Source organism: Pseudoclavibacter sp. RFBI5 (genome assembly GCF_002931395.1).
In the GTDB taxonomy this organism is placed as follows: domain Bacteria; phylum Actinomycetota; class Actinomycetes; order Actinomycetales; family Microbacteriaceae; genus Pseudoclavibacter.
This window is the reverse complement of record NZ_PSYA01000010.1, coordinates 1,238,628-1,253,322: the sequence shown is the minus strand read 5'-3', so window position 1 is coordinate 1,253,322 and position 14,695 is coordinate 1,238,628. Positions and strand designations below refer to the sequence as shown.

General features: G+C 70.3%; 14 protein-coding genes. 7 read left to right on the top strand and 7 right to left on the bottom strand.

Annotated features, from left to right (window positions below; genetic code table 11):
- Positions 1-29 precede the first annotated feature (29 nt).
- Genes C5E06_RS12725 through C5E06_RS12710 form a run of 4 tightly spaced genes read left to right on the top strand, consistent with a single transcriptional unit; the run spans position 30 to position 4,898 of the window.
- The gene (locus C5E06_RS12725; RefSeq protein ID WP_104241860.1) at positions 30-1,103 is read left to right on the top strand and encodes an ABC transporter substrate-binding protein; all 1,074 of its coding nucleotides are present in this window, start codon (positions 30-32) and stop codon (positions 1,101-1,103) included.
- Complete coding sequence (locus C5E06_RS12720) at positions 1,103-2,203, top strand: iron ABC transporter permease (protein WP_104307067.1); 1,101 nt, start codon at positions 1,103-1,105, stop codon at positions 2,201-2,203. Before C5E06_RS12725 ends, C5E06_RS12720 begins: the two co-directional genes overlap by 1 nt.
- Positions 2,200-2,985 carry an ABC transporter ATP-binding protein gene (locus tag C5E06_RS12715; RefSeq protein WP_104241856.1) on the top strand — a complete coding sequence of 262 codons (786 nt, stop codon included), beginning with the start codon at positions 2,200-2,202 and terminating at the stop codon, positions 2,983-2,985. The genes C5E06_RS12720 and C5E06_RS12715 overlap by 4 nt, the downstream gene beginning before the upstream one ends.
- On the top strand, positions 2,985-4,898 hold the full coding sequence (locus C5E06_RS12710) for an FAD/NAD(P)-binding protein (RefSeq protein ID WP_104307066.1): 1,914 nt from the start codon (positions 2,985-2,987) through the stop codon (positions 4,896-4,898). The genes C5E06_RS12715 and C5E06_RS12710 overlap by 1 nt, the downstream gene beginning before the upstream one ends.
- On the opposite strand, the gene C5E06_RS12705 is transcribed toward C5E06_RS12710, so the two are convergent.
- Together C5E06_RS12705 and C5E06_RS12700 are read right to left on the bottom strand one after the other, a co-directional pair.
- Positions 4,889-6,121, bottom strand: a complete 1,233-nt coding sequence (locus C5E06_RS12705; protein ID WP_104307065.1) for an MFS transporter — start codon at positions 6,119-6,121, stop codon at positions 4,889-4,891. The genes C5E06_RS12710 and C5E06_RS12705 overlap by 10 nt on opposite strands.
- The gene (locus C5E06_RS12700) at positions 6,114-6,539 is read right to left on the bottom strand and encodes a metalloregulator ArsR/SmtB family transcription factor (RefSeq protein ID WP_104307064.1); all 426 of its coding nucleotides are present in this window, start codon (positions 6,537-6,539) and stop codon (positions 6,114-6,116) included. Before C5E06_RS12700 ends, C5E06_RS12705 begins: the two co-directional genes overlap by 8 nt.
- 80 nt (positions 6,540-6,619) lie before the next feature.
- Here C5E06_RS12700 and C5E06_RS12695 point away from each other — a divergent pair, with 80 nt between their 5' ends.
- Positions 6,620-7,945 (top strand): GNAT family N-acetyltransferase, encoded by a 1,326-nt coding sequence (locus tag C5E06_RS12695; protein ID WP_104307063.1) that lies wholly within the window; start codon positions 6,620-6,622, stop codon positions 7,943-7,945.
- A gap of 75 nt (positions 7,946-8,020) precedes the next feature.
- Entirely contained in the window at positions 8,021-9,394 is a 1,374-nt protein-coding gene (locus tag C5E06_RS12690; protein ID WP_104307062.1) for a hypothetical protein, read from the top strand.
- A 72-nt stretch (positions 9,395-9,466) separates the two neighbouring features.
- On the opposite strand, the gene C5E06_RS19350 is transcribed toward C5E06_RS12690, so the two are convergent.
- Complete coding sequence (locus C5E06_RS19350) at positions 9,467-9,610, bottom strand: hypothetical protein (protein ID WP_160073511.1); 144 nt, start codon at positions 9,608-9,610, stop codon at positions 9,467-9,469.
- Between the two features lie 95 nt (positions 9,611-9,705).
- Positions 9,706-10,059: an MmcQ/YjbR family DNA-binding protein gene (locus C5E06_RS12685; protein WP_104299323.1), complete on the bottom strand. Its 354-nt coding sequence runs from the start codon at positions 10,057-10,059 to the stop codon at positions 9,706-9,708.
- 171 nt (positions 10,060-10,230) lie between these two features.
- On the opposite strand from C5E06_RS12685, the gene C5E06_RS12680 reads away from it, so the two are divergent.
- The gene (locus C5E06_RS12680) at positions 10,231-11,265 is read left to right on the top strand and encodes an NADPH:quinone reductase (protein ID WP_104307061.1); all 1,035 of its coding nucleotides are present in this window, start codon (positions 10,231-10,233) and stop codon (positions 11,263-11,265) included.
- An 81-nt stretch (positions 11,266-11,346) separates the two neighbouring features.
- On the opposite strand, the gene C5E06_RS12675 is transcribed toward C5E06_RS12680, so the two are convergent.
- From C5E06_RS12675 to C5E06_RS12665, 3 genes are read right to left on the bottom strand one after another with little or no spacing between them, the layout of a single operon-like run.
- Positions 11,347-11,970 carry a methyltransferase gene (locus C5E06_RS12675; protein WP_104307060.1) on the bottom strand — a complete coding sequence of 208 codons (624 nt, stop codon included), beginning with the start codon at positions 11,968-11,970 and terminating at the stop codon, positions 11,347-11,349.
- A gap of 58 nt (positions 11,971-12,028) precedes the next feature.
- A complete protein-coding gene (locus C5E06_RS12670) occupies positions 12,029-13,093 on the bottom strand; it encodes a tripartite tricarboxylate transporter substrate binding protein (protein WP_104241838.1) in 1,065 nt (354 codons plus the stop codon).
- A 29-nt stretch (positions 13,094-13,122) separates the two neighbouring features.
- Entirely contained in the window at positions 13,123-14,694 is a 1,572-nt protein-coding gene (locus C5E06_RS12665; protein WP_104307059.1) for a tripartite tricarboxylate transporter permease, read from the bottom strand.
- Position 14,695: the final 1 nt, after the last annotated feature.

Here is a 14,695-nt window from a genome sequence, read left to right as displayed (position 1 = left end):
TGCACGACCTGCCACCGAGAGGTACCGATATGCCCATCTCACGCCGACTGCCCGCCGCGATCGCGGCCCTCGTCGCCAGCACCCTGCTCCTCGCCGGCTGCGGCACCGTGACCCCTGAGGGCGGAGCCGACGCCGAGACCATCACCGTCGTCGACGATCAGGACCGCGAGGTCACGATCAACGGACCCGTCGAACGGGCCGTGGTGCTCAACAGCTACGGCAACGAGTTCGTGCGGGCGATCGGAGCCGGCGACACGGTCGTGGGCGTCGACCGCGCATCCATCAACCGCCTCCCGTACCTGCCGGTCGACGAGAGTGACGTCATCGCCGAAGGCCTCGACCAGATCAACTACGAGGCGGTCGCGGAGCTCGACCCCGACGTCGTCATCATGCCCCGCAACGCCGTCTGGCAGGAGGCCGCCGAGCAGCTCGAATCGTTCGGCATCCCCGTCGTCGTCGCGACCGCCTGGGACTACGCGGTGTTCGACGAGACCGTCACCCTCCTCGGCCAGGTCTTCCAGAAGGAAGAGGGCGCAAGCGCCGTCACCGACTTCTCGAACGAGATCCTCGACGTCGTCGCCGAGCGCACCGAGGGCGTCGAGCCCGTGCCCGTCTACTGGGAGACGGTCGACCCGTACCTGACGGTGCTGCCCGGATCCGGCTTCCACGCCATCATCGAGGCGGCAGGCGGCACGAACGTCTTCGAGAACGCCGCAGGCGGCGGCGACGAGCAGGAGGAGATCACGGTCGACCCCGCCGAGGTCGTCACCCGCAACCCGGCCGTCATCGTCCACGAGTTCGAGCCGAGCGCGACGCCGACCGGCCAGGAGCGCTTCGACACGCTCGGCGCAGAGATCACGTCCCGACCGGGCTGGTCGAACATCACCGCCATCCAGGACGGCGAGGTCTACCTCGCCAACGGCTGGGCGACCAGCGCCGTCGCGAAGTCCATCGGAGCCCTCTACCTCGCCAAGTGGCTGCACCCGGAGGAGTTCGCCGACGTGAACCCAGATGAGTTCCTCGAGCGCTGGGTCGTCGACTTCCAGCAGACCGACTTCCCCGGCGCGAGCGAGTACATCCAGCAGTACCAGGCGGCCGCGTAGTGGCCATCACGACGCCGAAGACCGGCACGGATACCCCGGGCGAGCAGAACGCGGTCGCCTCGAGCGAGCGCAAGCGCGCGAACGTCAAGCGGCTCGCCATCATCGGCGGCGTGGTCGTGAGCACCCTCGCCGTCGTCGCCGCCGTCACCATCGGCACGGCCGGAGTGACCTTCGGCGACGTCTGGAAGGCCGTCACCCTGTCGATCTTCGGCGGGACGCTCGAGAACGACTTCGCGCAGAAGTTCTCCATCGTCACCGAGCTGCGCCTCCCACGCGTGCTGCTGGCCTTCGCCGCCGGCGCAGGACTCTCGCTGTCGGGTGTCCTCATGCAGGGGCTCCTCAGGAACCCGCTCGTGAGCCCCTTCACGCTCGGCGTCTCGCCGGCGGCAGCGTTCGGCGCTGCCCTCGCGATCACCATCGCGGGTGGCACGACGCTGCCCTCGTGGGCGATCATCGCGAGCGCGCTGGTCGTCTCGCTCGCCGTCTCGGCGCTCGTACTCGGGCTCGCCTCCGCCAAGGGCATGGCAATCGCCACGCTCCTGCTCCTCGGCATCGCCATCACGCAGCTGTTCGAGGCGCTCACCGCCGCACTCCAGTTCACGGCCAACGAGAACACGCTGCAGGCCATCGTGCGCTGGACCTTCGGCTCCGTGAACGACGCGACGTGGGGCGACGTGCAGACGGTCGGCATCCTCGTCCTCGCGACGATCCCGTTCGTGCTGTGGTTCGCCAAGGACCTCAACGCCGTCGCCTTCGCGGGCGACGACGCGGCCAAGAGCCTCGGCGTCAACGTGCAGGCGCTCCGCGTCGGGCTCATCGTCGTCGCGGTTGTACTCGCCGCCGTCATCGTCAGCTTCTGCGGCGTGATCGGCTTCGTAGGACTCGTCGGCCCGCACATCGCGCGCCTCATCATCGGCGCAGACCACCGCTACCTCATCCCGTTCTCGGTGCTCACGGGAGGGCTGCTGCTGCTCGTCGCGGACACCGTCGGGCGCACGATCCTGGCACCCGCCGTCATCCCCGTCGGCATCGTGGTCGCCTTCATCGGCGCGCCCATCTTCATCCAGCTCATCCTCACGAGGAAGACGGCCCTCAAATGAGCCTGACGATCGACGGCATCGAGTTCGCCTACGGCAAGCACAAGGTGCTGAAGGGCGTGAGCCTCGAAGTGCAGGACGGCACCTTCTGCGCGCTGCTCGGACCGAACGGCTCCGGCAAGTCGACGCTCACGAAGATCATCGCCCGCGTGCACAAGCCGAGCGTGGGGACCGTCACGTTCGACGGCACCGACGTGCTCGGCCTCGGCAGGCGCGAGCACGCGCGAACGGTGGCCTACGTGCCGCAGTCCGGAGAGGCTCCCTTCGACCTCACGGTGCGCGAGGCGGTGCTGCTCGGTCGCACGCCCCACTATGGGATGGCGCCAGGCGCCGAGGACTGGCGGCACGTCCAGGACGCGATCACGCTCCTGAACCTCGACTCTCTCGTGGACAGGAACATGTCCGAGCTCTCCGGGGGCCAGGCGCAGCGTGTGCTCGTGGCCAGGGCCCTCGCGCAGGACCCGAAGGTGCTCCTGCTCGACGAGCCGACGAGCGCGCTCGACCTGCGCTACCAGATCGAGACGCTGCAGATCGTGCGTCGCATCACCCGCACGAAGGGCATCACGGCCCTCATCGCGATCCACGACCTCAACCACGCCGGCCGCTTCTGCGACCAGATCGTCATGCTCGACCAGGGCACGATCATCAAGAGCGGAACACCGGCTGAGGCGCTGCAGGAGGACACCCTCAAGCAGGTCTACGGGCTGCGCGTGACCGTCGAGGAGCGCGAAGGCTTCGTCGAGGTTCGGCCAGTCGTCGAGGACGACCTGGAGTACCGCATCTGATGTTCGACGCCGTCATCGTCGGGGGCGGTCCGCGCGCCGTCGCCACGGTCCTCAGGGTGGTGGCGCGCCGACCAGACGCGTGCATCCGCGTAGCCATCGTCGACGCGATCGACGTGGGGGCCGGAGCGACCTGGCGCATCGACCAGCCAGCCGAGTTCCTCAACAACACGACCTCCGGCTCGACGACCATCCACGCCGACGAGTCGACCAGGATGACCGGGCCGATCGTGCCGGGCCCGGACCTCGTCGACTGGGCGGCCGCGATCGTCGACCGCGGCGAGCACCCCACGCCGTGGGTGCTCGAGGAGGCGCGCGCGGTGCGCCCCGGCAGCTTCCCCTCCCGGCGGCTGCAGGGGGTCTACTTCCGCGAGCAGCTCGCAGCGGCCGAAGCGAGCGGGCACGTGGAGCTCGCCCGAATCCGGGGAACCGCAGTGGACGTGCGCGACGACGGCCCCGACGCACGCACCGTCGTGCTCGCCGACGGCACCGAGCTGCGGGCGCCGATCGTCGTGCTCGCCCAGGGCATGGTGCAGACGCTGCCGAGCGAGGAGACGCAGCGCTTCGAGCGGGCAGCGCGAGAGCTCGGCCTCGTCTACATCGCCCCTGGAATGCCGGCCGAGCAGGACTGGGGCAAGGTGCCAGCGGGCGAGGACGTCATCGTCCGCGGCCTCGGCGCGAACTTCTTCGACGTCGTCGCCGTGCTCACGGCGGGGCGCGGCGGACGGTTCGAGCCCGTCGCCGGCGATGTACGAGGGCGACTTCGCTACCTGCCGTCGGGAGACGAGCCCATCCTCCACGCAGGTTCGCGCCGGGGCGTGCCGTACCGCGCGAAGGCGGACGGCTGGGCGGAGGCGTCGCCGTTCGTGGCGCGCACCGCGAACCCGGAGTGGTTCAGGGCGCTCGCCGCGGCAGAGCCGGAGTCGTTGGACTTCCGAGGCGACGTCTGGCCATCCATCGCGCGCGAGTTCGCTGTTGCGTACCTCGCCGCGCTCTCGGGCTGGGCGCCTCACGCCCTCACTGTCTCGCTCCCGGAGGCCCTCGCCGCCCTCGACGATGCCGAGAGCGTCAGCGCCATCGACGACGTCCTCACGGCGTCCATCGACCAGCGTGCCGACGACGGTGCCCACGCGTTCACGATCGACTCGCTGCGACGCCCGACGCGGGGTCAGCAGGTGAGCCCCGAGCGGTGGCGGCGTCAGGTCGAGCAGCTCGTCGAGAGCGAGCTCGGGTCGATGTCCTCGCCAGACGAGCATCCTCGCGCCGCGGTCAACCGCGCGATGGGGGCTCTGCGGGGCCAGGCGGCACGGCTCGCCGTGAGCGGCGTGCTCGAGGGCCGCTCGGCTGTCACCGACTTCGAAGGCTGGTTCAACGCGGACGGGCTGTTCCTCGCATCCGGCCCACCGTCCGGGCGGACTCGTGAGGTGCTCGCGCTCATCGACGCCGGCTTGCTCCGGCTGACCGGCCCCGAGACCTCGGTATCGCTCGATGTCGAGGCTGGCGAGTTCGTCGCCCGCTCCGCGATCACGGGCATCGAGGTGCGCGCCCGCGCGCTCATCGAACCCCGCATGTCGAAGGGGAAGGTGCCGGCGACCGACGACCCGCTGCTGCGCGCGCTCCTGGACTCTGGACGCGCTCGAGTGCACGCGCGACGAGCGCGAGACGGAGCGGCCGTCGAGACGGACAGCATGGAGGCGACGGGCGCGAGCCTGGAGGAGGGGGAGCCCGGCCTCAATCTCGTGCGGCGCGACGGCTCCGTCGACGATCGAGTCGTTGTGCTCGGCATCCCGGCCCTCAGCACGCAGCCGGGCAGCGCGATCGGGGCGACGCCGCGCAAGCCCTCACCGCTGCTCGCCGGTGCCGACGTCGCCGCGAGGCAGATCGTCCGGCTCGCGAGCCAGCAGCGTCAGAGCTGAACGCGGTGCGGGGCTGGCTCGCGAGCGCCCCGAGGCACCCACGTGAGGCCTGCCGCGAGGACGGCGAGGAGGGCCACGACGCCGAGGATCAGGCCCGCCGGCGCGAGACCGAGCTGTGCGCCCGCGAGGCCCGCGATCGGGTAGCAGAGCATGAAGCAGGCGTGTGAGAGCGAGAACTGGGCCGCGAAGACCGCGGGTCGCTGCTCGCCAGATGCCGCCCTCCGGAGGAGCCGCGAGGAAGGCGTCAGGATCAGCGAGGTCGCGGCGCCGAGTAATCCCCACACGGGGAGGGCGAGTGGCCAGGCCCACGCTGCATCGGTCGAGAGCACGCCCGCCATCGCGAGGAGGCCGATCGGGATGAGGGCAGCGCCGGCCAGCATGACCCGGCGGTCGGAGACGCGATCGAGCACCCGCGGCAGCGCGAGCGCCACGAGCAGGGAGCCGGCTCCGTAGGAGGCGAGCAGGATCGCGAGGTCCGACTGCGCCCGCCCGAGCTGCGCCTGCACGAAGACGACCGAGTTCACGATCACCATGGCTGTGCCCGCCGCGACCGCCAGGTTCAGCGCCAGGAGGGCCCTGAGGTCGCGGGTGCGCAAGAAGACCCGCAGCCCGGAGGTCAGCCGGGAAATGAAGGGGCTCGGGGCTGCGAGCGTGCGGGTGGGGAACGTCGTCGTGCCGACGAGCGTCGCCGAGATGACGAAGCCGAGGACGGTCCCGACGAACAGCGAGTTGGAGCTGACGACGGTGAGCAGCAGGGCTGCGAGCAGCGGGCTCACGAGTGCCTCGAGGTCGTAGGCGAGGCGCGAGAGCGAGAGCGCCCGCGTGTAGAGGCGCTCATCCGGGAGCACGTCGGGGATGACGGCCTGGAAGGTGGGCGTGAAGGTCGCGGACGCTGCCTGCAGGACGAAGACGAGCACGTAGACCTGCCAGACCTCGCCGACGAAGGGGAGGCCGAGTGCGATGAGGGCGCGGATGAGGTCAGCAGAGATGAGGACACGGCGTCGTGACCACCGGCTCGTGACCGCCGCCATGACGGGCGACACCACGACATAGGCGATCATCTTGATCGTCAGCGCGGTGCCGAGCACGATGCCAGCGTCGCCGCCCGCGAGGTCGAACGCGAGGAGGCCGAGCGCGACCGTGAGCAGCCCCGTGCCGACGAGCGCGATGACCTGGGCGGAGAAGAGCCGCCGGAACGCCCGGTTGGCGAGGACCTCACGCATCGACGTCTCCGCGCAGCTCGCGACTCGGCTGCGGGTCTCGCCGGTGGTGGGGTGGGATGGCGTCGGCGCCTCCGACTCCGGCGACGGAGTGCTCGGCCTGGAACAGCGCGTCGGCGACGAGCCGCTTCGCGTGCCCGTTGATGAGCCGGTAGTAGACGCGCGTGCCTTCCTGCCTGGTCGCGACGATGCGGGCGAGGCGCAGCTTGGCGAGGTGCTGCGAGACGCTCGCCGGCGTCTTGCCGACGGCCTCGGCGATGTCGTTCACGGAGTGCTCCCCGTCGTCGAGGACGAGCACGATGCGCACGCGCGTCGCGTCGGCGAGCATGCCGAAGACCTCGGCGGCGAGTTCGACGGTCGGGTTGTCGAGCTCGATGTGTCCGAGTGAACCCGCGCCGTCTTCCTGCGTATCTGCATGCATACGCAGATAATGGCATAGTTGGGGGTGTCGCGTCGAGGACGCGCCCAGCGCGGCGCTGTCCTGGCCCCTACCCTGGATGCATGACTGCAGCCGACGACTTCGCGCGCCATCCCATCGACCCGACCTCCGCGGCGAAGCTCGCCGAGTCCGGCCTGCGCTACGAGACGCTCGATACCGATGACGCGGCCACCTTCAACGCATGGGCGCGAGCAGACCTCCGCGGATTCCTCGCCGCCGAGCCGAGCGAGAAGCAGCTCGAGGGGATGCGCGCATCCCTGGGCTACCGCCGCACGACGGGCGTCTGGGACGACTCGGCGCCGCTCGTCGAGGAGCCCATCGCCACGGTGAGCTCGTGGCCCGCCGATCTCACGCTGCCGGGCGGCAGCCAGCTGACCAGCTGGGCGATCAGCTCGGTGACCGTCTCCCAGGCTCGCCGCCGCCGCGGGATCGCCAGGAACCTGCTCGAGGGGGAGCTGCGCACGGCCGCGGCCCTCGGCCTCCCGCTCGCGGCCCTCACGGTGTCGGAGTCGACGATCTACGGCCGGTTCGGCTTTGGGCCCGCGACCTTCGCCGCGAGCTTCAGCATCGACACGCGCCGCGTCCGCTGGGCCGGCCCGACCCCGGGCGGTCGCGTCGACTACGTGGGGCGGGAGCAGTGGGCCGAGCAGATCGGCGGCCTCTTCGACCGCGTCAGGGTGGCGCGGGTCGGGGAGATCGAGGGCTGGGACGGAATGTGGCCCCGCCTCGCGGGAACGGTGCACGACGAGGACGGCGATGGCAAGAAGCTCCGCGCCATCACCTACACCTCGGAGGCCGGTGACCTCGAGGGGGCAGCGCTGTTCAAGCTCGAGGGCGGCGACCACGACTACGCGAGCCACACGCTGAACGTCGAGTTCCTCCGCGCCGTCAGCGACGACGCCTACGCCGCGCTGTGGCGCTTCTTCCTCGAGGCCGATCTCGTCGCGACCGTCAAGGCGGAGCAGCTCGCCATCGACGAGCCCATCAGGTGGATGCTCGGCGACCAGCGGGCCGCGACCGTCACGACCTCCGACCACCAGTGGCTGCGCATCCTGGACACGAAGGCCGTGCTGGACGCGCGACGGTATTCGTCGCCCGGCGTGCTCGGACTCGAGATCGAGGATGCGCTCGGCTTCGCGGGCGGCTCGTTCGTGCTCACGGTCGGCGCGGATGGCGTCGGGACGGCGGAGCCGGTCGATGCTCTGCCCGAGGGTTCGGCAGCCGTGCGCCTGGGCGTGGACGCGCTCGGGTCGCTCTTCCTCGGCGGTGTATCGCCCGCCGCGCTCCGCGCAGCAGGCTCCCTGCATGAGCTGAGCGACGGGGCGGCGGAGCTCGCGGGACGCGTGCTGCGGGTCTCGCCGGAGCCCTCGCCGGGCATCTGGTACTGAGCTCCGCGGTGCGCCGCTCCGCCGACGGTGAACATCGCCAGCTTGGCGGGGCGGCGCGCAACTAGAATCTGCGATATGGCATCTGGATTCTGGGGGCGCGCTCGCCGCGCGAAGCAAGCGCAGCAGGCCGAGATCGACGCCCACGACAAGGACCTGGCGATGAAGGCGGGTGTTGCGCTCGTCGACGCCGATGAGCGCATCCGGCTCATGAACGACGAGCTCTCGTTCGCGGAGGCCGAACTGGGTTCCGGCGCGACACAGGACCTGAAGGACACGCTCGTCAACGTGCGCAAGTACATGGGCGAGGCGTTCCACTTGAACCAGCTGAACGTCGATGACATCCCGGACACGCCAGACGAGCTGCGCACCAGGAACGCGCGGATCGTGCAGATCTGCGAGTGGGCGATGGGGCTGCTCGAGGAGAAGTCCTCGGTGCTCGAGGAGGCCGTCGCGGTGGTGCGGCAGACGCCCGCCGTGCTCGAGGGCGTCAAGCGGGACTCGGAGCGGCTGCGCGCGCGCATCCCGGACGCGCAGGCCAGCATCGATCGTCTCGCGCTGCGCTACTCGGACGCCGCGCTGCACCAGGTGGGCGACAACCCCGCCGAGGCGGCCCAGCTCCTGACCTTCGCGGAGCACAGCGCCGACGTGTCGCTGCGCCGCCGTGAGGCCGGGCAGAACGAGCAGTCGCGGCTTGCCCTCGAGGCGTCCACGGAGGCCGTGCGCCGCGTGCATACGCTGCTCGACGCCGTCGAGAACTACGAGATCGAGGCACTGCGCGCCGAGTCGACGCTCGCTGCCGTGATCGCGGACTCGAGGAGCGATCTCGTCGCGGCGAGAGACGTGCCACGCAGCCAGGAGGTCGAGGAAGCCGCGAAGCGGCTCACCGATGCGCTCGCCGCGCTCCCTCCCGCGGGCGAGCGAACCGACCCGTTCGCGTCGCTCTCGAGGCTCCGCGCCGCGAACACGGGACTCGACGAGGCAATCGCCAAGGCCAGGGACAGGGCCGCGCGGCCCATCCCGTCGCAGACTCAGGTCGTGACCGCCATCGATGACGCGGATCGGCAGATCGCCGTCGCCAACGACGTCATCTCCGGCCACCGTGGCTGGATCGGCTCGGCGCCGCGCACCCGGCTGGCCGAGGCGGAGCGCATCCGCAACGAGCTCGTGAGCTTCCGGGGCGGTGAGGACGAACGCGAGCAGGCGCTTGCGCTGGCACGCCGGGCGGGTTCGCTCGCGAGCGAGGCACTGCAGCTCGCGCAGCGCGACATCGACCAGTCGCGTCCGCAGCAGCAGCAGGGATACGACGAGTGGGGCCAGCCGCGTGGCGGCGGCTACCAGGGCGGCTACGGCGGTCGCGGCGGCCGACGTGGCGGAGACATGGGCGACGTCGTTGGCGGCGTGCTCGGTGGTCTCATGATCGGCGGGCTGCTCGACGGGATGTTCGACTAGCGGCTCCGGCACCCCGGTCGGGCCCTCGCTGCTGCGGCGCCCGCCGGCCGTCGTCGGTCGCCGCGTCGCTCGCTACTTCGCGGAGCGCACGGAGAGCAGCTCGTAGCCCTCAGGGACCATCGCCTCGATCTTCGCCTTCGCCGCCTCGTAGGAGTCGGCTTCCGCCTCGATCGTCTCGCTGGCTACTGGACGGATGACTGCAATGACCTTGACCATCCGCTGATCATAGAGCGGACGCGCGGCCCAGGGTGGTACGACGCGGCCCGTCGGGCGCCTGCGGGCATCGGCCAGCGGTGCGTGCCCGAGGTGGGTCAGTCCCGCTCGGGAGAGGACTGCGCATCGCGCAGGATGCGCTTGGTCGCCCTGGCCTCCCACGCCTCCTGGAGCAGTTCGCCGAGCCTCGGCGGGGGGACGTTCGCGAGTCGCACCAGCACGCTCGGGTGGCCGTCGTAGTGGGGTGTCGTGAAGAACGCCGACGGCTCGCCCTGGAGCAGAGCCTCGCGCTCGCCGAGGTCGGCGCGCCAGCACACGAGCACCCCGGGCTCGTCGTGGATGCGCGCGAACATCTTCGTCCCGACGTAGAACGCCGGGGTGCCGTAGGCGGTGCGCTCCGAGGTCTCCGGCAGGCGGAGCGCCAGCCGTCGCACATCGTCGTCGCTGCTCATGACGCCATCGTGCCACCGTCCGGCCGTCCCGTGCCCGGTTGTTGTCGGAACGAGACGGCGTCTTCGTCCGGGCGAGCGGACCGTGCTGTGAGCGGTGGCCCAGGATGCCGCCATCGCCGTGGACGCGCCACGGAGGGAATAGCGCGGGGCGCCGGCTCGCTGAACCCGGGTATGAAGGCAATCGTCTACTCAGCCACCGGTCCATCCAGCGTCCTCTCCCAGGTCGAGCGCGAGGTCGCGCAGCCTGGCCCAGGCGAAGTCCGCGTGAGGGTCGTCGCCTCTGGCGTGAACCCCACCGATTGGAAGGCCCGCGACGGCGGTGGCGCGGGCAGTCTGCTCGGCTTCCCGGAGGTGGTCCCGAACCAGGACGGTGCGGGCGTCGTTGATGCTCTCGGCGACGGCGTGGACACGCTCGCCGTCGGCGACCGTGTCTGGGTGTACCTCGCGGCGCACAACCGGCCGACGGGCACGGCGCAGGAGTTCACGGTGCTGCCCGCCGACCGTGTCGTCGCGTTGCCGGACGGCATCGACTTCGACGTCGCCGCGAGCCTCGGCGTGCCCGCCATGACGGCGCACCGGGCACTCACGGTGCACGAGCACGGCCCCGCCCGTCTCTCGCCCGAGGCGCTCGCGGGCCGCACGGTGCTGGTGCACGGCGGCGCAGGAGCGGTGGGCCACGCGGCCATCCAGCTCTCGGTGTGGGCAGGTGCGACGGTGATCACGTCGGTGAGCAGCGACGAGAAGGAAGCCCTGGCCCTCGCAGCCGGGGCGCACCACGTGGTCCGCTACCCGGACGCCTCGCTCGCCGAGCGCATCCGGGAACTGGCTCCGAACGGCGTCGACCACATCGTCGAGGTGTCGCCCACGCAGAACGCGGCGCTCGACGTCGAGGTCATCGCCAACCACGGCAGCATCGCCTACTACGCGAACAACAACGGCGACGACTTCACCGTGCCCATCATCGCGAGCTTCGCGAAGAACGTCCGCTGGCAGGGGCTGCTGCTCTACACGGTGGGTCCGGATGCGCTGCACGCGGCGGCCGAGGACGTGACGGCGGCGCTCGTCGACGGCGCGCTTCCCGTGGGGGAGCCGGCTGGCCTGCCCATCACGTGGTTCCCGCTCGAGGAGACGGCCCAGGCGCACGACGCGGTCGAGGGTGGAGCCGTGGGGAAGGTGCTCATCCGCGTCGCGGACGAGAACGCCTGATCTCAGCGGTTGCAGTGACGTCGGCCGCAGCTCCTCTGCGGGGCTGCGGCCGAGGTGTGTCCTTCGTCCTGGCTCTGGCGGCTAGACCCGAACCCGAGCCGCCTCCTCGATCGCGATCCGCTTGCGGCGCTCGCCCGCCTCGATCTCCTCGGCGCGGGTGATGACCTCGTCGGCCTCTTCGCTGCGAACGACGACAACCCCGTCGTCGTCGGCCACGATGAGGTCCCCAGCTTCGACGACCACACCGCTGATCGCGACCGGGATGCCAATGCGACCCGGGCCGAACTTGTAGGGGCCGGCTGGCGTCACCGCGCGGGCGAAGACCGGGAGTCCGATCTCGCCGAGGCCCACGGCATCGCGGATCGCCCCGTCGATGACGAACCCGGCGACACCGAGGCGCAGGGCTCGGAGCCCGATGAGGTCGCCGATGAGCGCTCGGCTCACGTCGCCGCCGCCGTTGACGACCAGCACGTCACCCGGCTGCGCGACGTCGAGGGCCTTGTGGATGATGAGGTTGTCGCCCGGGCGGGTCCAGACGGGAAGCGCGCGGCCCGCGAGCTTCGCGCCATCCCAGACCGGCCGTATCCCTGAGGCCGTGCCGAGCCGGTCCTGCGCATCGCCGATGTTGGCGCTCGGGATGCCCCGAGCGCGGTCGATGAGGCGGTCGCTGGTCGTCGCGGTGCTGCTTGCGTGCTCGCTGTTCATGCGTCGATCTCCTGCTGGTCGAGCGGCTGATGGGGCGGTCGGTCGAGTGGAGGCGGTGCTACTCACCGGCGATCAGCTCCGCGATGATCGGCTTCGTCGTCGCTTCTCGCTCCTCCCAGAGCGTGGCCACGTCTGCGGCTGGCATCCAGTTGGGTACCGTTCCCGCATTCTCGAGCGCGGCGACGACGTCGGGATCCTCGGTTGCGGCTTGGAGGGCTGCCTCGAGCGCGGCGACCGTTGCGGCTGGCGTTCCGGCCGGGACCGAGACGGCGAAGTTGTTCGACATCGGCGCCACTTCGAAGCCCTGTTCGTTCAACGTCGTGACGTCGGGGAAGAAGGGGCTCGGGACGTCGCTGAGGACCGAGAGCACATTGATCTCACCTGACTTGGCCTGCCCGATGAACGAGGAGACGCCCCCGAGCGCGAAATCGACCTCGCCGGAGACGAGAGCTGCGATCTTGTCAGCTCCGCTGTTGTAATGCACGATGTTGAATTCGAGGCCGAGCTCCTTCTCGAGGGTGCGGAGGTTGACGTGGTCGTCTCCCGCACGCGAGTCGGTGCCGACGGTGATGGTGCCGGGGCTCGCCTTGACGGCATCGAAGAGCTCCTGCGTGCTCGTGTACGGGCTGTCCTTGTTGACGCCGATGACGATGTCGTTGAGCGCGAACGAGCCGACGGGTGCGAAGCTCTCCCGGTCGAAACCGGCCTGCTTGCTCGGGTCGAGGTAGCGGCCGAAGATCGAGGGGATGTTCGTGAAGCCCAGCGTGAGCCCGTCCGGCTTGGCGGAGGCCAGGGCGTTGAGGCCGATGACCTGGTTGCCGCCCTCCTTGTTGACGACCTTGATGTTGACGCCGAGGTCTTCGCCCATGGCGGGGGCCATGATGCGGGCGAGGATGTCGTTGCCGGCTCCGGCCGCAGAAGGCACGATCCACTCGATCGTGGATCCGGCTTCCGGGAACTCGGCACCGTCGTCGGCGGCCCCAGCGGTTCCCGTCGCGCAGGCGCTCAACAGGGACGCGATGGCGGCGGCTGCGACGACCGCCGTCAGGCGCGTGCTCCTGCTCGCCCAGCCGCGGCGCTTCGGCGACGCGGGGGTGTTCTCGATTCTGGGTGTGGTGAACATTGACTGACTCCTTCGTCGGTCCAGGGGTGCTAACGGTTGGTGGATGAGGTGGTCTGCATCTCGGGGGTCTGCTCCTCGAGCTCCAGGGCGAGCCGCTTCGCGTTCATCCGCGCGACGCGCTTCGCGAGCAGCGAGCTGAGGAGCGGGCGGGCGGCACCGAACAGCACCGCGACGACGATCACGATGAGCAGCGTCACGCTGATGCCGCTGCTGAGGAACACGGAGTAGTCGCCGCGTGAGAGGGCGAGGGAGCGCTGGAAGTTCTCCTCGAGCATCGGCCCGAGGATCACGGCGAGCACCAGCGGGGTGAGGGGCACCGCGAACAGGTGGAAGAGGTAGCCGACGATGCCTGCCCCGAGCATCACGAAGATGTCGAATGCTGAGCCGTTGATGCTGTAGGTGCCGAGGAACATGAACGCGATGATGACGGCCATCAGGTAGTGGAACGGCACCTTGAGCACCGCGATCCACACTCGCGCGAGCGGCACGTTGAGGATGAGGAGGATCACGTTGCCGACGAGGAGGCTCGCGATGATCGCCCAGGCGACCTCAGGGTTGTCGCGGAACAGGAGCGGGCCGGGGATGAGGCCGTTGATCGTGAAGGCGCCGGCCATGATGGCCACGGTGGCGCTCGTCGGGATGCCGAGCGTGAAGAGCGGGATCATGGAGGAGACGGCGAGTGCGTTGTTCGCCGCCTCCGGCCCCGCGACGCCCTCGACGGCGCCCTTTCCGAATTCCCCGCCCCGGCGCGAGATGCGCTTCTCGAGGGCGTAGGAGGCGAGCGAGGTCGCGGCGCCGGGTGAGCCGGGCAGGAGGCCCATGACGAACCCGATGAAGGATCCGCGCATGAAGGGTCCGGCGGAGCGCCGCAGGTCGGTACCCGTCGGGAGGAGCTTGCCGACCTTGATGGGCTTGCGGATGCCGTCCTTGCCGCCGCGCGCCTGGGCGAGCACCTCGCTCATGCCGAACACGCCCATGACGATCGCGACGAGGCCGAGGCCGTCGAAGAGCTCGGGCATCTCGAAGGTGAAGCGCTGCACTCCCTGGCCCTGGTCGATGCCGACGCTCGCGATGGCGAGTCCGACGCCGACGCTGAGGAGCGCCTTGGCCGGGTCGCGGCCGGCGAAGCTCGCGACGAGCGCCATGCCCAGCACCGAGACGAGGAAGAGCTCGGGGGCGCCGAATTCGAGGGCGAGTCGGCTGAAGGGGGCGACGAGCACGAATCCGATGACCCCGATGAGGCCGCCGACGAACGAGGCGAGGGCTGCGATCACGAGCGCGGGTCCGCCTCGCCCCCTCTTGGCCATCTCGTAGCCGTCGAGCGTCGTCGCGATGGACGAGGCCTCGCCGGGTATGCGAAGGAGGACGGCCGTGATCGTCCCGCCGTAGGCCGCTCCGTAGAGGATGGCGGCGAGCATGATGATGGCTGTTGTCGCGTCCAGGCCGAAGGTGACCGGGATCAGCAGCGAGACGGCGGCGGCTGGGCCGAAGCCGGGGAGCACACCCACGAGCATGCCGATGACGCAGCCGAGGAGGGCGAAGAGCAGGTGCTCGGGGGTGAGGACGGTGATGAGGCCGCCGATGAGGTTCTCGAAGCCCATG